A 19614-nucleotide genomic window follows, 5' to 3' on the forward strand; every position below is an offset into this window, starting at 1 on the left:
ACTCATTTCAGAGAAGGCGCAACGGCATCGACGACGGCGTTCGTATAGGAGTCCCCGATCGGTACGCCCACGGACTTTCGCTCACCTTCTTGCAGGAAACTGTAATTCTTCATCATGCCGGCTTCGGAGATTCTGGGGCTGTCGCTGAACGCGGGAAGGCTCAGATTCCAGGCCAGGTCGAACTCCGCCTTCGGAACCTGCGTAAAGAACGGCCGCACCGCCTCCCGCGCTTCGTCCGGATTCGACTTCATGAACAGGAGGCCTCTCCACACCGCGCGGACCACTTTTTGCGCGATCTCGGGCTTTCCGACGATCCAGTCATTTCGCGCGATCAAGGTGTAGAAAAGAAAATCCGCGAACGGGGGATATTCACCCTTCGCAAAATTAAACAGCATCGCGCCGCCGAAACGCTCGATGCCTGTCGTCGATGTCGGCGCGGACAGCGCGTATCCGTCGATGCGCTTCTGACCGAAGGCGGCCAGCATGTTGCCCCCGCCGCCGATCGGCGTGATGGTCATGTCGCGGTCGGGGTTCAATCCGCCGTACAAGGCGATGTGGCGGACCATCAGGTCCGTCAAGCTGCCCGGTCCGGCCACGGCGATGGTGAGCCCTTTCAAGGCCGCCGCCTTGGCCTTGGGGTCCTTCAGATTGGCCAGATCGATCTTCTTCACTGCGTCCGCCGAAAGCACAAGGTCCGATCCGAATTGGGTTTGGACCGCGGCGAATGATTTGACGGGCTGCCCCTTCTCCTGCGCCCTCAATTGAACCGTCGGGCTGCCGACATAGATGTCCGATTGGCCGGCCAACACCGCCGCCATCGCCTCGGCTCCCCCCTTCGAGAAGGTGATCACCTCCGCATCCAGCCCCTCTTTTTCGAAGAAACCGCGGGTGCGCGCCACGTAGATCGGGAGGTAGATGAACCCCTCGCTGGGCTGGCCAAGGATGACCTTCTGCCTGGCCTGTGCCATCGCCAGACTAGGAATGTTGAGAATATTGGCCATTACGGCCCCGGTAATGGTGATTGCCTGACGGCGCGTGACTTGCATGGCGGTCTCCGAGATAAACGATCAGATGGACAGGGTCCGACCTGCTAAACCGTGGCTTCGCGATGCTCTTCTGCCCGCTTCCAGGGCATGAGCATGCGCTCGGCCGTCTTGACCGCCAGATTCAGCAGCATGGTGAGGGTGACGATCGCGATCAGGGCGGCGAACACACCAGGCGTGTCGAACTTCGACGCGGCGTTGGAGATGAGGTAGCCAAGGCCACGATTGGACGCGATGATCTCGCCGACGATCGCCCCGATCAGGGCGTAGGGCACCGACAGCCGCAGGCCCGCGAAAACCCAGGTGATCGCCGACGGCAGCACGAGTTTGCTCAGCAACTGGCGCTCCGAAGCCCCCATCAGGCGCATGACAACCAGTTGTTCGCGGCTCACGCTGCGCACGCCGGTATAGGTGTTCAGGAAGACGAGAAAGAAGACGGTGGTCGCCGCCAGCACGATCTTCATCTCGATGCCGATCCCCAGCCACAGGACGAACAGCGGCGCCAGCGCGACCTTCGGGAGGCTATAGAAAGCGGTCAGGAACGGATCCAGAATGTCCGCGAGAATGCGCGAGCGACCAAGAAGGAGACCTGCGGCGATGCCGACGCTTCCCCCGATCAGAAACCCGAGCAGGGCTTCCACGGTTGTGATCGAGGCATGAAAGAAGAGTTCTCCGCTGCTCAAGATCATCCAGAAGCTTGCGGCAATGGCGGACGGCGTGGAGATATAGAACTCGCTTCCCGCCCAGCTCGATCCGACCTCCCAGACGGCCAGGAGCGAAAGCAACAGCCCGAGGCGGGCCAGCAGAATCGTTGCGGGTGATGGCTTTTTTTCCATAATGGCTTTCCTCACGCCGTCAGCGCGATCGGGGACGACGCGGGCGGCTGCAGATCTGGCGTCAACGTCGCCCAAAGTTCGTTTGTGAAGGCGTGATGGCGCGGGTCGAACCGCAGGCGCATCAGATCGCGCTCTTTCGGCAGCGGATTGTCGAAGACCTTCGCGATCTTGCCCGGGCGGCCTTGGAACACCGCGCATTTGTCACCCAGGCCGGCCGCTTCCTCGATGTCGTGCGTCACGAACATCACGGTCAGGTTGAGCTTTCGGCAGATCCGGAGCAGTTCAGCCTGGAGCGTCAGCCTGAGTTGCGCATCCAACGCGCTGAACGGCTCGTCCAGCAGAAGCGTCTCGCGGTTGGCGGCGAGCAGCCTGGCCAGGGCGCAACGCTTGCGCATGCCACCGGAGATCTGGTTCGGATAGGATTTGGCGAAGTCCGTCAGGCCGACCAGCGTCAGGAGCTCGTCCAGCCGCGCCTCGCGCGCACGCCGCGGGAGCCCCGCGACTTCAAGCGGAACCGCGATGTTGCCGGCGACAGTCCTCCACGGAAGCAGGTGATCCTGCTGCGTCATGTAGGCGACCTTGGCGTTCAAGCCGGCAATGAGCGCGCCATCATAGACCACCTGCCCTGCGCTCGGCCCGATCAGTCCGGCCGTCAGATTCAGCAGCGTCGACTTCCCGCACCCCGAAGGCCCAAGCAACATGGCGATTTCGCCGCGCTTGATCGACATGGTGACGTCATGAATGGCGGTGTATTTTTGAGTACCAATCTGGAAACTCTTCGCCACATCAGTAAATATGATGAAGTCGTCCGGCCGGACATCGTGCATGTGGATTTCCTCAGCCTCGTCGTGCTGCAATTCAGCCGAGGATAAGGGCGAGCGCCACCGGGTGCGCGACCGAACGGGCCTTAAGTCTTGACCGTGCGGGCCATGCTCTTGCGCACGTCTGTCGGCGTAAGGCCGGTCACCCGCCGCATGGTTCTTGCGAGCGAGGAGCCGGATTCGAACCCGACCCGCCAAGCCACCTCGCCGACCGGCAGGCTTGTCTCCACCAGAAGGTCGCGCGCCTGCCTGACCCGCTCCCGCTCATGGAACTCCGCGATCGACATGCTTGTCTTCTCACGGAACAATCGGGTGGCATGGCGTCTGGACAGCCCGAAGAATTCGGCGATCGCGTCCAGAGGCAGATCGCTGGTCGCGTTTTTTGTGATGAAGCTCTTGATCTCGGCAATGAGTGCTTCGCCGTGGCCTTCCGGACAGGCCGCGGAAAGCTGCTCACTGCGTTCAATCTGAGCCAGGCACTTGATGAGGAGTGCCGCCGCGATATGGCCTTGCACCGCGCGGGACGCCATGTCGTCGGTCTCGCTTACGTGGCACAGGCTTTGAAGCGAGCGCATCTCGGGGGTGACCGCAAAGAAGGCGGGAACATCGAGCTTGGCCCGAACGCGGCTCAGGGATCCAATGCGCGCCTCGATCCTCGCCAATTGATCATCGCTCGCGTAGATCGCCAGATGACTGTTGCCGATGCGCGCCGCCGCCGTCTGGTGCGCCAAGCTCTGTCGCACCACAACGAAGCGGTCTTCGCTCAGCCACGCCCCGGACTTTCGGGTCTCATCGCGAAAATCGACGGCGCCGATGCGGGGCAAGAAGAGCATTAGGCAATCATGCCAATGCCACGGCATGAAATACTCACCGCCGCCCCCCCTCAGCGCAAGCTGGTCACCATCCGCTGCGAGCATGGCTGCAGGCGGCGAGGTCTCCCGAAGCTGTTGAATGGACCGCAACATTCTTGCAGACTAGCAGAACCTTTGTGGTTCGGAAATCGCCTGCATATCAGAGCAGATAGCCCGGATGTTGACTTAGACCCCAGGCGTGAGCGGAATATCGTTTGCTTCAACAACCGACGCCGATGACAGGGCCGGCGTCGATCATAACGCGCATAAGTATGTCGGCCTCCATCCGCTCTACGGAAGCGATATCGCGCAACCGCTTGCCGACGCCTGTGCGATCGTGTCGATCACGCGGTGGAGCGCAACCGCGGTATCGAAGGTCGGATGGGAGGCCTCTCCCCCGCGGATTGTCTGAGCGAACGAGGTGTACAGACGGCCGACGTTCAGCGCTTCCACCAAGGACGGGTCATCCGCCGGTGCGGCGAGCCGTTCCGGTGCAGGCAGGGGCGCAAGCTTGTTTTCGCCGCGCGCGCCATGGAGAGAAAGTCGGCAGAACTGCGGAGACTCCTCTCCCGACACCACCAGTGTCCCCTCCCGGCCGTAGATCTCCATGCGATAGCCGCTGCCGGCGAACGGAACGGCCGCCACATGAAGGGACGCCATCGCGCCATTCTTCAACTGGCCTTGGACCAACACGTTGTCGGGCGAGGTGACGTTGACCAACGTCCGGGCGTCGGTATCGAGCCATTGCTTCACCTGCGTCGTCACCACGGCGGACAATTGAGAAAGGTCGCCGACGACGAAGCGCATCGCGTCCAGCGTGTGGCCGTTCGGGATGGTCAATGTGTTTGCGCCCAGCTCGACGTCGCGTTGCCATGTGCGATTTGACGGCCTCGACAGCACGCCTTCGCGCATGAGGCTGACATGAACAGCCAACACCTCGCCAATGCAGCCGCTGTCGACAAGTTCCTTCATGTAGAGCAGTGTCGGATCAACGCGGGCCTGCAAACCGACGGCCGTAACGAGCCCTTTGCTCGCTGCCAATGTCGAGAGCTCTTCGGCCTCGGTCGTTGTGCGGCCGAGCGGCCATTCGCAGTAGACATGCTTCCCAGCCTCGAGGGCTGCTTTTGTCGGGGCGTAATGTAAGGGCACGCGCACCACCACTGCGACCGCGTCGATCTCCGGTGATGCGACCATCTTGCGATAGTCATCGAAAGCCAGACGGGCGCCATAAGCCTGGCGCGCAGCTTCTGCGCTGTCGGCCTTGGTCGTACAGACCGCTGTGAGCTCGACATCACGGCTCGATTGAAGCGCCGGCAGGTGCGAGCGTGAGGACCAGGTGCCCTTCGCGCTCGCACCAATGAGCCCTAGCCTTATCTTCTTTTCCATGTTGCCTCTCCTGCCGCTCATCTGCGCACTGGGGCAAAGGCGCGGCGCGCCCTGATCATCCCTTCCAAGCACCGACCAATGGACTTCGCTCACTTCGGCGCCTGGCGGCACTGTCTTTCCCCGAAGAGTGGAATTGAGCCGATGGGTATGCGCTATCGTTTTAAAAAGCGCCCGCTCCTCGGCGGCTATCCAAGGTCGGTCCTTCGCGTAACGTTTCCTTATTGTGCTTGTCTCGATCCGGCGCACGAGCCGCCAAACCTATTCGAAGACGCGGCGGTCCTCATTCTCATTCATCCCGCGCGCATGGCCAACTGTTGGACCACTTCGGAACGCCGCCGGCGTGGTGCCGAACTTAACCTTGAACGCCCTACCAAAATGGGACCCGTCCGAAAAGCCGAGCTCCGCCGCGATCTGCCCAATCGATAAAGGTGTATTCGCCAGTAACCAGCGTCCGTGCCTTAGGCGGAGCGCCAGATAGCTCTCGTGGGGTGTCTCACCGAGACGCTCCGCGAATATGCGTTCCAGCTGCCGGACACCCACATGAAGCCTATGAGCCAGAACCGAAATGGGTAGTGGCTCCGAGATGTTCTGTTCCATCAACAGAAGGGCGCGGGAAACGCGGGTGTCATCGACCGCATCATCCGTGGGACGCGGGGCCGGTTGAGCGCTTTCGGCAGGTCGCGGCCGATCAATCAGCAATATGTTCAGCGCCTTTTGGGCCAATGCTGATCCCAGATGGTCAGCCACCAAACGCGCCGCGAGATCCGCAACCCCTGTTCCGCCGGCGCATGTAATGCGATCGCGATCGATAACGAACAACCGGTCCGCAATCGGCACAAGTTTTGGGAATTCCTCAAGAAAATCGCGATAATGATACCAGCTGACACAGCATTTACGTTGGTTCATCAAGCCAAGCCGACACAGGACGAACGAACCGGTGCACAGGCCTATGAGAGGAACGCCAGCTGCGGCGGCAGTCTTAATGTATTTTTCAATGGGCTCCGATAATGACGGCATCCCATGCAGAAGTCCGCCGACAATTACAATGTAATCGAACTGCGCCGGGTCCAGAAGCTCCGCAGTTGGTTGAATTTCTATGCCACAGGAGCTCCGCGCGGGACTGCGTCTCGTGTTCATGACTTTCCATGAGCAATCGATAGGCCGGGACCGGTCACCTTTGTCGCCAGCCAGACGCAATACGTCAACAAAATTGGCAAAGGCCGCCAAGGTAAAATTATGCATGAGAATGAATCCCATGCGCAATTTAGCATCCTTACGCAGCGGCGAGCCGACACGATGCGCGTCCGAGGAAAGTCCGGAAGATAAAAAGGCCTCGCCAGTCACCACGTCGACCTCTTTCGAAAATGAAATTTCTGCGTTAACTACACGCCGCAAATCATCGCTTCATTCTCAAATACAAAAGCATCGTTAAATGCAGACTGGCTATTATTGTGCGTTATATTTCAAATTCCAGCCCTTATAAAGTGATGTCGCAACTCATTATTCAAGCCCAATGGCCTGACCTTAGCCTGCCTAAATCGTCTCGACCCTGGCGTTCGCGGCATCGGTCTTCAATACAGGACGAGAAATCTCTCATGGAAAAAATGTTTTCACAAGTGAAAAAATATGGTGATATTTTTATTCAAGCGTGCTCCCCATGGCGAACGAGCGAAGCAATTTGCCTTCGCACGCAAAGGCATGCGCGCGTTTTAATTCAGGTTTAAATGGATTTAAATGTTGAATAAATAAATATATCTTCTCGTTGTTCACTTGTTTCGTCACAATCCGCTGATTCCGGCGCTCAAGCGGGTAGAGCAAAAATGCCATCTTCATATATGAATAAAATCGATATATTTTCACATTCGCGAGACATATATGTTTCGCCGATCCCAATAATCACGTCTATGCGGGACGTGGCTCCTATGTGAGCCACGTCCCGCATGGACAAAGTTAATCAGCGACGATGCATGTGGAGTACGGCGTGTCATTTAGCCATATTATGTCGTCGATCTAGCTTTCATGCGGACGTCAGCGGAAGGGAGCCGACAGCCTTGAGCAAATCGCGCCTGTTCATGGCCTATCTCCATCAACGCCCGAACGCATAGCCCTGCATGTAACGAGGGTTCGCGGCCGCCCGAAGAATGTGGCCGGTGCGGGACACCGCCGATAGCCGTCCGAGCGACCATTCCGGGACAGTCGTAAGCCGGTGCCCGCGACGTATGAGGTCGGCCTGAACGTCTTGCGCGAAGCTCGCCTCGATCGTCAGCGAGCCCGGGATCGCCTGGCGCGGAAAGAAAGAACTCGGCATGTGATCGTTATGGAACATCGGCGCATCGATTGCGTTCTGGAGATTCATTCCATGGTTGGCATGACGCAAGAAGAACGCAGAGCTCCATTGATCCTGCTGGTCGCCGCCCGGCGTGCCAAAACTTCCGTAAGGGTCACCGTCGCGATAAACCAGTGTAACCGAGAGCGTTGTACGCGGACGTTTCTTGGGCGCGAGCGAGGAAGGCAGACCCGGCTTGAGCCAAAACATCTGTGCGCGCGTGCCAAGGGCAAAGCCCAGGCCGGGAACGGTGGGCGAACTTTGCAACCAACCGCCGCTCGGCGTCGCGGAGACGATGTTCCCAAATCGGTCCGCGACATCGATATGAACAGTATCCCCCCGTACCGAACCTTTGGGGCCGACCGTGGGCTCGCCCGCGCCGAGCGCCGATACCCCACCTTCCGTTCTGCCAATATTGTACGGTACCTCATGGTCATAACCGGCAATGTTGCCCGGTCGAAACGCGATCGATGCCGCATCGCCGATTAGCCGCCGACGTTCGTTCGCATATTCATCGCTCAGCAATCTCTCAATGGGGACATCAACAAAGGTCGGGTCGCCATAGAACTTCTCGCGATCGGCATATGCAAGCTTCATGCATTCTGTGACGACATGAACGAAATCCGCCCCCACGGGGTTCATCTGCGAGAGGTCGAAACCTTTCAACAGCGAAAGAAGCTGGAGAAAAACCGGCCCTTGTGTCCAAGGGCCCGCCTTCATGACTTCGAAATTTCCGTACTTCAGCGACAGCGGCGCTTCATAGGTCGGCTGCCAGTTCGCCATGTCCTGGCCGGTCAGCAGGCCGGCATGGCGCCGGCCCGAAGTGTCCATCGCTTCCGTCCGCACGAATTTGTCGATCGCCTCCGCGACGAAGCCTTCGTAAAAGGCCTTGCGGGCCGCTTCGATCCGATGTTCGCGCGATCCTGCCGCGTTTTCTGCGGCTTGCACAATGCGCTCATAAGTATTTGCCAAGTCGGGATTGGTGAACAGCTCGCCCGCGCGCGGAATACCATTGCGAAGATAGATGTCTGCCGAACTCGTCCACTCGGTGCGGAAAAGCGGCTCGATCATCTCGATCGCGGCGACGATCCGCGGCAGCATGACATAGCCATTGCGGGCATATTCGATCGCCGTCTCGAGGACATCGGCGACGCCCATGGTCCCGTAATCGCGCAACAGCGTCATCCAGGCGCCGAACGAGCCGGGCACGCATGCTGAAAGGAAGCCGCTTCCCGGCACGATATCGAGGCCGAGATTACTGAACCGCTGAATGGTCGCGTCTGCGGGGGCCGTTCCCTGGCCGCAAAGAACCTGCGTCTTGTTCGATTTCGCATCGAAGAAGATCACCGGGACCTCGCCGCCAAATCCATTCAGATGGGGTTCGACCACTTGCAGGGCGAAGCCGACGGCGACTGCGGCGTCGAAGGCATTGCCGCCCCGTTCGAGAATCCGCATGCCGGCCGCGGTCCCCAGCCAGTGCGTCGACGCGACCACGCCGAACGTTCCGACGATCTCCGGCCGGGTGGTGAATGGCGGCTCGCCGGCGTCTGGGCCGTAGCTCAAGCGAAAATTACCCAAAGCCAAATTATTGCTCACCGGCATGCCTCCTAAAACGATCCAGATGTGGCGCGGGATCAACCCGAAACAATGCGATTCCAGCGCTCAGTCCACGCGGCCCGGCGATCGGCGATATACGCAAGATCGAGCGGCCTGAGCTTGGACATGGCCGCGGCATTGGTGGTCACGCGCGCGCGCAGTGCCGGCGTAAGCAGATCAAGCATATTCGGATTGGTGCCGGAATAGTTGAACGCCTCGGCAAATACGGCCTGGCACTGCGGACCCATCATGACGTTGAGATAATCCTCCGCGAATGGACGGTTCCGGCATCCCTTCGCGATTCCCGCGCCCCAGGAAATCGGAATCGCTCCCTCTTCCGGCGCGATCCATTGCACGTCCGACCCGCCGTTCTGAAGCGTAAGGGTCTGGGATCGGTACAAAAGCCCGATCACGGCCTCGCCGCTTCTCATCGCATTCATGATGCCGTCGGTATCTCGTGCCCAGATGGGATTTAAATCCACCAGTTTCTGCAGCATCTCAAAGCCGGCGGCTTCATCCTTCGGGTCCTTGCCGGCGGCCATGGCACCGATCGGAATGATGTAAGGACCGATCGAGTGCGTGATGGAGGGAAGGACGACGCGCCCCTTGAATTCCGGCCGCCAGAAGTCGGAAAACTTCGTCGGGGGCGTCTTGACGTCCGCTTTGGTGTAACAGACCCCGATCTCCGAGAAGATGAACGGAACCCAATAGTCGTTACCGAAGTTGCCGATCAATGACTTGGCATTGGAGAGCCGAGGCGATGAGAAATCCAGCTTTTCGTAGGCACCTTGCTGGACAGCCAAAGGCACCAAACCGTCATGCAATTGCATGACATCGAAGATCTGTTTCTTTTCGTTGATCTTGACTTTCGTGATGCGCTCCACCGGCGTCGATCCCCGGTCCTGAATCACCTTGATCCCGAAGCGGCTTTCGAACTCCCGGTCCGCCCCCTTTGCGACGGCGTCGCCGAATTGACCGCCCCAGGTCATGACGGCGATCGAGGTGGGCTTTCCATTCTCCTGTGCCGCCACCCGGCTGGAACCAGCCAGCGCAAAAGCCGCGCTCGCAAGCAAAAAATCGCGACGTCTCATAGCCGTCTCCTGTCGTGGGTTGATGTGTTACTTCCCGGCGATCCGCCGGATGCTCTGGATCGTCGCGAAGAGAACGACGATGATGCCGATCTGCACCGTCGATGCCGCTGCGATCACGAGTTGGGCCCCTTCGAATTGCAGATATCCGAAGACCTCGATCGGCAGCGTCGTAAAGCCCGGCCCTGTCAAGAACAGTGAGGTATTCAGCTCGCCGATCGAGACGACGAAAGCGAAGATCCACCCCGAGAGAAGGCCCGGCCAGATCAACGGCAAGGTCACGTGCCACAGGCTCCGTAGCGGAGGCGCGCCCAGGCTGGCCGCGGCTTCCGAAAGACCTGCGTCGAAGGCCGCCAGTTCTGCGATGATCGCCCTGAACGCATAAGGCAATGCGACTGTTACGTGCGCAAGGATGAGGCCGAACGTCAGGTCAATTCCGGCTACCCTGTAGAACAGAAGGAGCGACAGGCCGAGAATGATGGTGGGGAACACCAATGGAGCGAGGAACAGAGTTTGGAGAAACGCGGACAGCTTCGGTGAAGGCAACCGCATCAGGGCCATGGAAGCCAGCAAGGCCAGAAGTGTCGCGGCAGACGCGGCGAGAAGGGCGATCTCCATGCTGAGCAGCAGCGCCGAGGTCAGGCTCGGAGTCGTGAAGAATTGAGAGAACCATCGCAAGGACAACGCGGGCGGTGGAAATGCGAAATTCTCCGAGCTCGAGAACGAGACGAACACGATTACGAGGATTGGGCCGAGCACAAGGGCGCAGGAAAGCCCCAGAACCAGGTTGAAAGCGGCGGCGACAAGGTTGCGTCGGAGCTGGCCCTGGGCGGGCACCGCGGACGGCAGGGTATTGATCGTGCTCATTTCGAGCGCCCTCCCGCACCGGCAGGCCTAAGGGCCAGAATGAGAATGACCGAGACCCCCAGAGCGAGCGCAAGCAGGATGAAGGAGAGCACGCTGGCCTTGGCCCATTGGAACGTCTGAACCGCGTCGAACACAAGGCTCACCAGCAGCTTGAAGCGCGGGCCGCCCAGCAGCGAAACGGTGATGTAAGCGCTCAAGGTCAACAAGAAGACGAGCAGGGTTCCGGTCAGGACGCCGGGTGCGCTCAGCGGCAGGGTTATGTGCCAGAAGGTGCGCCACGGGGATGCCCCGAGCGATGCGGCGGCCTCGCGATAGCGACGGTCTATGGTATTCAAGGCATTCAGGACGCTGATCACCATGTATGGTAGGAGGATCGTCATCAATCCGATGACGACTGCTTCTATGCTGAACAATATCCGCAAGGGCGGGCCGTCGTAGCCGACGGCCCGCAGGGAGGTGTTGAGCACCCCCGTCCGACCCAAAATGGCCATCCAGCCGTACGCGCGCACCACGTTGCTGACCATCAGCGGAAAGAGGAACAGCAGAAGGAACCAGGTTCTCGTCTGCGGCTTCAGGGATTCCATCTTGTATGCGGCCGCATAGCCGATGATGAGGGCAATCAGAACGATGCCCAGGCCGGAGCCGAGAGTGCGGACGATGACACCGAGATAATATCCATCCGACAGGATGTCGGTGTAGTTCGCAAATGTCCAATCCGCACCGATGAACGCGGTCGGATCCGGGGTCTTCAGACCGGCCACGAAAAGGTAGAGGATCGGTAGCGCAAAGAATACGAGGAGATATGCGATCGGCGGCGCGCCCAAGAAGGCGGCTTGACGATAGGCACGCAGATCCGATCTATCCTTTATCGGTATCGGCTTTTTCATCACTAGACTTTCGAGGCGGTGGCGCGCAGGGGAATAACGCTCGCGGGATCGAACATCGGCTTCACCCAATGGTCGCGCTCGATTTCAGCTTCAGCGCTTGTGTTCGCCGATACGACCACCAGAGGCACTTCGCCGCTTCTGGAGATCGCAATTTGTCGATGAGCACCGCGATAAACCACGTCCGTTACCTGGTAGGCTCCCGCGTCCAGGGATGACGACCGCACGAGGCCAATGCGTTCCGGCCGCAGCGAAACCGGCAAGCGCTGGCCTGCTGCCACACCGCAAGGAGGAAGGGAGATGTCCCGGTCGAGCACGCGGATCCGCGTTGCCGTCGCGGACGTCTCAGTGACCAGTCCATTCAGGATGTTGCTTGCGCCGAGGAAGCGAGCGACGAATTCCGTTTCCGGCCGTTCGTAAACCTCGGCTGGCGAACCCTTCTGTTCGATGCGGCCGGCATTCATGACGACGACGATATCCGACATGGTCAGCGCCTCTTCCTGATCATGCGTGACGAAAATCGCCGTGATGCCCAATTGTCTTTGCAGGTTACGCAATTCGGTCTGCATCTCTTCGCGCAAGGACTTGTCCAGAGCGGCCAAGGATTCATCAAGCAGCAGGACCCCGGGCTTGAACACGACCGCGCGCGCCAGTGCGACGCGCTGCTGCTGCCCGCCGGACAGCTGCTTGGGGTAACGATCCGCAAACGGCGTCAGCTTCACGAGCGAAAGCGTGCGCTCGACCAAGGGCTTGCGGTCGGGCTTCGGGATGCCGCGCATTCGCAAGCCGAAATCCACGTTCGCCGCCACGGTCATGTGGGGGAATAAGGCGTAACTCTGGAAAACCATCCCCAGGTCGCGCCGATAGGGCGGAACATTGGTGACGTCTTCGCCACGGACGTAAACGCGGCCGGCGGTCGGCGTCTCGAAACCCGCAATCAGGCGCAGACACGAAGTCTTGCCGCAGCCACTGGGCCCAAGGAGCGAGACGAATTGCCCTGCCGGCACCTCCAGAGACAGATCGTGGACCGCAACGAAGCTTCCGTATGCCTTTGTCACATCGCGAAGCGTGACGGAGGCCGCCCGAGCACCCGAGAGAGCAGGTTTGACATTCTCGCTCACCGAAGGTGCTCTCGCCTGTGCGCGCTTAGAAATCGCATGTTTCACCTCTGGTTTGTTGCTTATCGAATTTACTTCCGGCACGTCATGTCCACAGTTGACAGTTTGTGCCAGCATGGCGCGTTCTTATCTTCGGCCAGTCTATTTCCAGACCTCCTGCATATGCAGGATACACGCGCAGTGCAGACGAACCACTTCGGGCACCCGAGCTTTTTGACGGTGATTTGTGCCTTCGGTTCCCCAACCGATATTTTTGTGCGGAAGTACTGATTTATTTTATTTCTTGATACAGAAAACAATAGCGTTGGAAATCATCTCTTGGCGCGTAGGAAGACGACGACGTGGTTGTACAAATGCGACATGATGTGGCGCCTCCCCACCCCGCATGCGGAGACGGGCTTCGGTTCAGGTATGGCAGGCGCAGATGTGCGTGCTGGAATAGGCGTGCCCGTCGACAGCGAGACGCCAAGAGGGATACCGGCGTGACTATGTCGGATTTTGCGGAAGGAGCCTGATCGGAGCGGGCTCGCGGCGCGCGCGTCGGTGGCCGCCCCGTCGCCAGGCAGGGCACTCGAGAAGCGGGTCTCCATCACCGGCAGTGATGGATGCCTCCGGATTGCTGGAAGTTACATGCCAAGGGGAGATGACGGCGGACCGCGCTCAATAATGCGGCGGCGTAATGACCCAGACAATCTGGCAGGGAACATCGCCGGGATTGGCGCAACGATGCACCTCGGTGCTCCGGAACGAAAAACTATCCCCCTCTTCGATCCGGAAATGGCGGTCGCCGACCCACAGGTCCATCGTCCCGGCGACGACCAAGCCCGCTTCAGCGCCGTCATGGGTATAATTCCCGCTATCTGCTCCGGGTGCGATTGTGCTGAGCAAAAATTCTAGAGGTCCGCTCAAATTGGGCGACAGAAGCTCTTCAACAATTCCAAGGCCGGTAAATGTCAGCTTCCGTCGATTCGACTTGCGCACGACAATATCGCGCTCATCGAGTGGGGTATCTGGCATGGACTGGAAAAACCAGTTCATATGAACACCCAGGGCATCGCTGATCTGGCGTAGAACGCCGATAGGAAGCTTGGAACGGTTGCGTTCGATTTGGCTCAGGTAACCGACCGAGACGCCAACTTTATTCGCAATATCCTGCAGTGTAAGGCCCTTGATTTTCCGCAACTCGCGAATTTGCTCTCCAATCAAGACGTCCTCTTGATCGCCGGCGCGCACGTCCGTCAGGCGTTGCTGCTCAGACACAGTTTCCGATTGATGGCGTTTCAACATTATGCGTCCGTCAAATCACGATGGTGCCGGCTGCGTCCAGGCACCGCCAGGAGCAAGGACTTTCCAAAAGAAAGCCGTAGATTGAAATACACCTATCACATTGGCAACCGCATTGCGCCACATGGCCAGCGAAGCCGTCCACGGCGCCTGCCTTGCGACACTTGCTTCGCCTACGCAAAATGGGACCTAAACTGCTCGACCCTGGCATGTGCAGCTTTCATGAGAAGGCTTTGGTCGCTATCGACAAGAAATAGGCTGACCCCGTGTGAACGCCACGCCGCCGCTGTGGCAAGGTCGGGCAGGGAGAGGCCGAGAAAAAGCCCCGCCTTTCGCGCCTCCACACACACACCCTCAATCGCATCCGTCACAGCCCGCGCCGAGGGAGAGGCTTCGCCCATTGCCAGCGACAAGCCGATGCTGCCCAGGAACACCCCATCCAGGCCAGGCAGAGTGCAGATTTTGGCCGCGTTCTGCACACCCGGAGGTTCGTCGATCTGTGCGAAAATGAGCAAACGTTCAGCGGCTTCGGTCTTGAAATCGGTCCACGAGATACTTCGATACCGCGATGCCCGACTCACTCCCGCATAGGCGCGCTCCACTGCCGGCCCACGCGCGAATCGCGTCGCCTCCGCAATTTCGCCGGGCGCAGCGGCGTGCGGCAACACGATACCATCTACGCCGACGGAAAGAGCGTGATGAATGTCGCTGCGATTGAAATCCGCCAAGCGAGCGAGAACCGGCAATCCGCCGGCCCTTGCTGTGAACACACATCTGCTGAGGGACGCGCGATCAAAGGCGCCGTGCTCGATATCCATGAAAACAACATCGATCGGGCTAAGCGCCAACGCTTCGTAGACTTCGCTCGCGTCCAGCCGCGTAAACAGGCCGCAGAGGTTTTCGCCGGCGGCAAGCCGCTGTTTCAGTGCCAGGCGTTTGTCGGGTGAAAGGTTCGATGACATCCGAAGTAACCTCCTCGCAGCTACCAGCCGAGCGCATAGGCGGCCGCGCGCCGCGGATCGGCCGACGCCTCAAGCTTTCTGCCATGCGGATCGCGCCGTACGAGACAAACGCCGCCCGCCCGCCACAGGCGCTCGGGCCATACGACGACTTCGTGCCCCAGATCCGACAAGCCCTGGAGCGTTTCAAACGGTAAGCGGCCTTCTACGCACAATCGCCCTGGGAATGCAGCATGGGGCGCAAAGGAATCCGGGTGGCTGTAGGTGATGAAGCGCGGAGCCTCGACGGCACTCTGGGGATCCATTCCGAAGATGATCAGGTTCAGCAGCACCTGCAGCACCGCTTGGACCTGGCTATCGCCTCCGGGACTGCCGATCGGCATCACCGTGCCGTCAGGACGGGTGACCATGACGGGGTTGGGGGTGAGACGCGGTCTCTTGCCCGGCGCCACGCAGGAGGGGTGCTTCGGGTCGCCCCAGGACTGCGAGCCTCGGGACGAGGGCGCGAGCCCCGTTCCAGGCACCACCATGGTATCGCTGGCAACATCGCTCGGTGTGATGGCGATGGCGTTGCCGTGGCGATCCACCACCGTGACGATAGAGGTGTCGAACGGCCCGGCCTCGTTGAGCGGACCCGCCTGTGTCGAAGGCATCTTCGGGATTTCGCGCCCGAGCCCATTGGGGGGAAGTTCCGGCCAGGCCGTGTCTGGCCGGATCAATTCCCGCCGAGAGGCTGCGTAATCCTGCGACAAGAGAATCTCGGCGGGGACGTCCACGAAATCCGGATCGCCATAGAACGCTTCGCGATCCGCAAAAGTCAGCTTCAACGCCTCGGCGACATGGTGGATATAGGCAACCGAATTGTGCCCCATCGCCATGAGATCGAAGCCGGACAAGAGGTTGATCGCCTGGATCAGGGCCGGCCCTTGGCACCAGAAGCCGCAGGTATGGACGATGTGGCCCGCCATACCCGTACGCAAGGCGGGCGCAGTCTTCACCTGGAAATCCGCCATGTCCTGCGCGGTCAAGAAGCCGCCGTGCTCTTCCTGGGTCGCGATGATCGCGCGCATGATGTCGCCGCGATAAAACGCATTGTGCACGGCTTGGAGTCCGTCGAACCGGCTGCCCTCTTCGGCGAGAGCGGCGTGCTCCTGGTCGATCATATGGTGCAGGGTGCGGCCGAGGTCAGCCTGAATGAACAGTTCGCCCACCTCCGGGACCTTGCCGCCTGGCAGATAGATCTCGCGATTGGTGGGCCAGCGCTGGAGCTTCTGCTCCACGATAGCCAGTTGTTCGCGGAGAAAGGGATACATGAAGAAGCCTTCGGACGCGAAACACGCGGCGTAGGTGGCGACCTCGCCGAAAGACAGCGTGCCGTATCGCTTCAATGCTTCAAGATAAGCGGCGGGCGCCGCCGGCACCACCGTGCGCAGAGCCCCTTCGGGGATCTCTCCGGCATGATGTTCCTCATAGAAGGCACAAGTCGCCGCCTTGGGCCATGTGCCGAGGCCGTCGATCGTGATGGGGTCGTCGACGCCGGCCAGCTTGATGATCATGGGGGCGACGCCGGCCACGTTCACCTGGTCGCTATGGACGACCGCAAGCACAAGACCGGCCGCGACGCCGGCATCTATGGCATTCCCGCCGCGTTCGAGGATCTGAAATGCCGCTTCGCTGGCCAGATAATGGCCCGTGGACACCGCGTGCGTGGCGCCGGTGATGACCGGGCGCCACGCCTTGAATGCACTTTCCTGCGCGATAATGGATTGTGAGACTGAATCAATAGACATGACGTCCTCGTCCGTGAGTCGGAGATCAGATGAGGCAGCTGGAGATTCCGATCACCGTTTCCAGCGAAGCACGTGCGCTTCGAACGCATTCAACGCCGAATTGACGATGACGCCGACGCTCGCCAGCAAGACGAGCCCGGCGAACACGCCGGGCGTATCGAAGATGCCGGACGCCTGCGCAATCAGGAAACCGACCCCCCGGTTCGACGACATCAGTTCGCCCACCACCGTACCAATGAGGGCATAAGGTACCGAGACCTTCAGGCCGGCGAGCACCCATGACATGGCAGAAGGCACCACCACATAACGCAGAAGGCGGCCTTCCCCGGCGCCCATGATGCGGAGCGCATTAAGGTGGACCACATTCACCTCGCGCACACCCGAATAGGTGTTCAAGAATACGAGGAAGAAGACGACGATGGCGCTCATGGCGATTTTCGACCCGATGCCGATGCCGAACCACATGATGATGAGCGGCGCGAGCGCGATCTTTGGAAGGCAATAAAGAGCCGTAATATAGGGACTTATGACGTCGGACAGAAACTGGCTGCGACCCATCACGAAACCGAAGCCGAAACCGCCGCACGCGCCGATGACAAACCCCACGCTCGTCGCATAAAGCGTATAGCTGAGATGAAGCACCAATATTCCGCTCTCGGCCCAGGAAACGAGTTTGAGCCATACGGCTGAGGGCGACGAGATGAAGAAGGGATCGATCAGCCGCCCCGACGCGAACTCCCAAAGTCCGATAAAGGTGACTCCAAGGAGGACCTGCAGGAACAGAACCCAAGCCCTATACGCCATTGATTTAACCTCTGAATACAGTTTAGCGGCTAGTTGGTCGAAATTTCCGGCGCAAGCTGGTTCCAGAGGTCCTCGTAAATTTCCTGAAATTCGCTGTGGAAGCGGGCGCGGAATACGTCCCGGGGCCGGCTCAATGGTATCGACCGCTCCGCCTTGATGTGTCCCGGCCGCGCTGAAAAAATAATGATTCGATCCGCCAAGGCAATCGCCTCACTCAGATCATGGGTAACGAACACAAATGTTTTGTGTGATGCTTCGTGAAGCTGAAGAATTTCATTCTGCATGACCATTTTAAGCTGAGCGTCGAGGGCTCCGAATGGCTCATCCATGAGAATGGTCTCTGGATCGTAGGCGAGAACCTGTGCCAGCGCGACGCGCTTTCTCATCCCGCCGGACAATTCGTTTGGATAGGATTTGGCGAAATCCGACAGGCCGACCGAAGCGAGAAGCTGTTCGACGCGCTTGCGCCTCTTCGTCGGCTGTGCGCCCCTCAATTTCAGCGGGAGTTCCACATTCTCGAAAGCCGTACGCCACGGAAGCAGGCTTTCCGCTTGCGTCATATAGCCGACATTGGTATTCGGCCGCGTCACATTGATCCCCTGGTGAGAAATCACGCCCGTACTCGGCGTGATGAGGCCGCCAATCATGTTCAGCAGCGTCGATTTTCCGCACCCGCTCGGGCCGACAAAGGCGACGAACTCCCCCTTCTCTATGCGCAGATCCACCGGCAGCAGGACTTCGCGCGGCCCCTCTTTTGTGGGAAATGTCTTCGAGACATTGGAAACCGTAATCATCGCCCGACTGCCCTCTCCCCGGTGACCATGATTGAACGTCACGGCTTCTTATTTTTTATCGCTGGCGTCCGCGATCTGCGGATCGACCACATTCATGAAGGCAAATCCGTCGGGTATGCGCGGGTCTCGCTTCGCAAGCGTCTGCTTGTGCATAAATTCTATATTCCGGAGAAACTGATCTTCCGTGATGCGGGGGTTATTCATGTATATTTTGGAATTATTGGCAAAGGCGCGCGCAAACAGGGTGGCTTCGAGGTCGGGAAAAAATTCGCGTGCCCATTGCTCGAAGGATGCGGGATCCTGCGAGATAGAAATCAGACTCTGGTTCAACCCTCGATAATAGGCAACGAGATCCGCCGGGCGTTCCTTGATCAACCGATCGCTGGTGGCGACCGCGATATAGAGGAAGTCTTCGAAGAAAGGCGGAGGCGCGGTGGCCATGTCGAAAAGATAGGCCCCCTCGAATTTTGCAACCGCCAAATCCGATGTCGGAGACGATAATCCAAAACCATCGACCGCACCCTGCTTGAACGCCGCCAGCATCGCGGCGCCCCCGCCCCGCACGGGGACGAGTTGAACGTCTTTCTCCGGGTCCAGCCCATGCTCGCATAACAGGAAGCGAAACAGCGAGTCCGGAGCGCCCCCCGCGCCCGTGGTCGCCAGTTTCAACCCCTTCAAGGCGGCGACACGCTCCGCGACGGGCGACAATAGGGTCACCCCCCGTTCCTTCATGAGTGAGGCCCGAACGATGATGTTGCTGGCATATTTATTGACCATGCCGGCAATCAGCTTTAACGGCTGACCTTGCATCTGCACCCGCATCGCCTGATCGGGCGGCGTAAGCACGATATCGGCGGCCCGGCTCAGCAGAGCATCGATATTAGGGGCCTTTTCAGTCGCAACGACCGTGACTTCCAGATTTTGTACTTTGAAGAAGCCCTTCGCGATGCCGTAATCTTCCGGCGCCCAAAGCCACGATTTCGAGGTGGAGCGAAAGCTTGTTAATTGTGCCGGGGCTGCAGCCAGGGCGGGCCTCCCAATCACCGTGGAGGCCGCTCCGCAGGCCATCCCAGCCAGTACCGCTCGCCTACTGATGGTGTTTGGCATTCTTATTGTCCCTCGGAATTCGCGGCCGGACGAGTAGCTAAGATGGTGCGTCACGCAGCG

The 19614-nt window shown here is 59.5% G+C and carries 17 protein-coding genes; all 17 read right to left on the bottom strand.

What is annotated here, in order from left to right; all coding sequences use genetic code 11:
* Window positions 1-2: 2 nt before the first annotated feature.
* Window positions 3-1046 carry an ABC transporter substrate-binding protein gene (locus tag V5G24_RS06790; RefSeq protein WP_394085428.1) on the bottom strand — a complete coding sequence of 348 codons (1044 nt, stop codon included), beginning with the start codon at window positions 1044-1046 and terminating at the stop codon, window positions 3-5.
* Between the two features lie 44 nt (window positions 1047-1090).
* Entirely contained in the window at window positions 1091-1879 is a 789-nt protein-coding gene (locus tag V5G24_RS06795) for an ABC transporter permease (protein WP_394085429.1), read from the bottom strand.
* A gap of 11 nt (window positions 1880-1890) precedes the next feature.
* On the bottom strand, window positions 1891-2706 hold the full coding sequence (locus V5G24_RS06800) for an ABC transporter ATP-binding protein (protein ID WP_394085430.1): 816 nt from the start codon (window positions 2704-2706) through the stop codon (window positions 1891-1893).
* A gap of 80 nt (window positions 2707-2786) precedes the next feature.
* A complete protein-coding gene (locus V5G24_RS06805) occupies window positions 2787-3617 on the bottom strand; it encodes an AraC family transcriptional regulator (RefSeq protein WP_394085431.1) in 831 nt (276 codons plus the stop codon).
* 225 nt (window positions 3618-3842) lie between these two features.
* A complete protein-coding gene (locus tag V5G24_RS06810; protein ID WP_394085432.1) occupies window positions 3843-4937 on the bottom strand; it encodes a Gfo/Idh/MocA family protein in 1095 nt (364 codons plus the stop codon).
* Between the two features lie 258 nt (window positions 4938-5195).
* The gene (locus tag V5G24_RS06815) at window positions 5196-6284 is read right to left on the bottom strand and encodes a GlxA family transcriptional regulator (protein WP_394085433.1); all 1089 of its coding nucleotides are present in this window, start codon (window positions 6282-6284) and stop codon (window positions 5196-5198) included.
* Between the two features lie 739 nt (window positions 6285-7023).
* The gene (locus V5G24_RS06820) at window positions 7024-8826 is read right to left on the bottom strand and encodes a gamma-glutamyltransferase family protein (RefSeq protein ID WP_394085485.1); all 1803 of its coding nucleotides are present in this window, start codon (window positions 8824-8826) and stop codon (window positions 7024-7026) included.
* 71 nt (window positions 8827-8897) lie between these two features.
* Window positions 8898-9950: an ABC transporter substrate-binding protein gene (locus tag V5G24_RS06825; protein ID WP_394085434.1), complete on the bottom strand. Its 1053-nt coding sequence runs from the start codon at window positions 9948-9950 to the stop codon at window positions 8898-8900.
* 27 nt (window positions 9951-9977) lie between these two features.
* Complete coding sequence (locus V5G24_RS06830; protein WP_394085435.1) at window positions 9978-10814, bottom strand: ABC transporter permease; 837 nt, start codon at window positions 10812-10814, stop codon at window positions 9978-9980.
* Entirely contained in the window at window positions 10811-11701 is an 891-nt protein-coding gene (locus V5G24_RS06835; protein ID WP_394085436.1) for an ABC transporter permease, read from the bottom strand. The genes V5G24_RS06830 and V5G24_RS06835 overlap by 4 nt, the downstream gene beginning before the upstream one ends.
* 2 nt (window positions 11702-11703) lie before the next feature.
* Window positions 11704-12933, bottom strand: coding sequence for an ABC transporter ATP-binding protein (locus tag V5G24_RS06840; RefSeq protein WP_394085437.1), 1230 nt, complete (start codon window positions 12931-12933; stop codon window positions 11704-11706).
* Between the two features lie 543 nt (window positions 12934-13476).
* Window positions 13477-14103: a helix-turn-helix domain-containing protein gene (locus V5G24_RS06845; RefSeq protein ID WP_394085438.1), complete on the bottom strand. Its 627-nt coding sequence runs from the start codon at window positions 14101-14103 to the stop codon at window positions 13477-13479.
* 170 nt (window positions 14104-14273) lie between these two features.
* The gene (locus tag V5G24_RS06850; RefSeq protein ID WP_394085439.1) at window positions 14274-15062 is read right to left on the bottom strand and encodes an HpcH/HpaI aldolase family protein; all 789 of its coding nucleotides are present in this window, start codon (window positions 15060-15062) and stop codon (window positions 14274-14276) included.
* 20 nt (window positions 15063-15082) lie between these two features.
* Complete coding sequence (locus V5G24_RS06855; RefSeq protein ID WP_394085440.1) at window positions 15083-16849, bottom strand: gamma-glutamyltransferase family protein; 1767 nt, start codon at window positions 16847-16849, stop codon at window positions 15083-15085.
* Window positions 16850-16900: 51 nt separating this feature from the next.
* Window positions 16901-17653: an ABC transporter permease gene (locus V5G24_RS06860; RefSeq protein ID WP_394085441.1), complete on the bottom strand. Its 753-nt coding sequence runs from the start codon at window positions 17651-17653 to the stop codon at window positions 16901-16903.
* A gap of 29 nt (window positions 17654-17682) precedes the next feature.
* Window positions 17683-18447, bottom strand: a complete 765-nt coding sequence (locus V5G24_RS06865) for an ABC transporter ATP-binding protein (protein ID WP_509292290.1) — start codon at window positions 18445-18447, stop codon at window positions 17683-17685.
* Window positions 18448-18495: 48 nt separating this feature from the next.
* Complete coding sequence (locus V5G24_RS06870) at window positions 18496-19554, bottom strand: ABC transporter substrate-binding protein (protein WP_394085443.1); 1059 nt, start codon at window positions 19552-19554, stop codon at window positions 18496-18498.
* Window positions 19555-19614 lie beyond the last annotated feature (60 nt).

Origin of the sequence: Roseixanthobacter finlandensis (assembly GCF_043195105.2) — a bacterium.
Taxonomy (GTDB): domain Bacteria; phylum Pseudomonadota; class Alphaproteobacteria; order Rhizobiales; family Xanthobacteraceae; genus NCEH01.

Bases quoted from the DNA above. Each gene is read 5' to 3' on its own strand.
- V5G24_RS06805 (WP_394085431.1), bottom strand. From the start codon at position 3,617: ATGCTCGCAGCGGATGGTGACCAGCTTGCGCTGAGGGGGGGCGGCGGT.
- V5G24_RS06855 (WP_394085440.1), bottom strand. From the start codon at position 16,849: ATGTCTATTGATTCAGTCTCACAATCCATTATCGCGCAGGAAAGTGCA.
- V5G24_RS06850 (WP_394085439.1), bottom strand. From the start codon at position 15,062: ATGTCATCGAACCTTTCACCCGACAAACGCCTGGCACTGAAACAGCGG.
- V5G24_RS06810 (WP_394085432.1), bottom strand. From the start codon at position 4,937: ATGGAAAAGAAGATAAGGCTAGGGCTCATTGGTGCGAGCGCGAAGGGC.
- V5G24_RS06830 (WP_394085435.1), bottom strand. From the start codon at position 10,814: ATGAGCACGATCAATACCCTGCCGTCCGCGGTGCCCGCCCAGGGCCAG.
- V5G24_RS06835 (WP_394085436.1), bottom strand. From the start codon at position 11,701: ATGAAAAAGCCGATACCGATAAAGGATAGATCGGATCTGCGTGCCTAT.
- V5G24_RS06865 (WP_509292290.1), bottom strand. From the start codon at position 18,447: ATGATTACGGTTTCCAATGTCTCGAAGACATTTCCCACAAAAGAGGGG.
- V5G24_RS06845 (WP_394085438.1), bottom strand. From the start codon at position 14,103: ATGTTGAAACGCCATCAATCGGAAACTGTGTCTGAGCAGCAACGCCTG.
- V5G24_RS06825 (WP_394085434.1), bottom strand. From the start codon at position 9,950: ATGAGACGTCGCGATTTTTTGCTTGCGAGCGCGGCTTTTGCGCTGGCT.
- V5G24_RS06795 (WP_394085429.1), bottom strand. From the start codon at position 1,879: ATGGAAAAAAAGCCATCACCCGCAACGATTCTGCTGGCCCGCCTCGGG.
- V5G24_RS06800 (WP_394085430.1), bottom strand. From the start codon at position 2,706: ATGCACGATGTCCGGCCGGACGACTTCATCATATTTACTGATGTGGCG.
- V5G24_RS06840 (WP_394085437.1), bottom strand. From the start codon at position 12,933: ATGCTGGCACAAACTGTCAACTGTGGACATGACGTGCCGGAAGTAAAT.
- V5G24_RS06790 (WP_394085428.1), bottom strand. From the start codon at position 1,046: ATGCAAGTCACGCGCCGTCAGGCAATCACCATTACCGGGGCCGTAATG.
- V5G24_RS06870 (WP_394085443.1), bottom strand. From the start codon at position 19,554: ATGCCAAACACCATCAGTAGGCGAGCGGTACTGGCTGGGATGGCCTGC.
- V5G24_RS06860 (WP_394085441.1), bottom strand. From the start codon at position 17,653: ATGGCGTATAGGGCTTGGGTTCTGTTCCTGCAGGTCCTCCTTGGAGTC.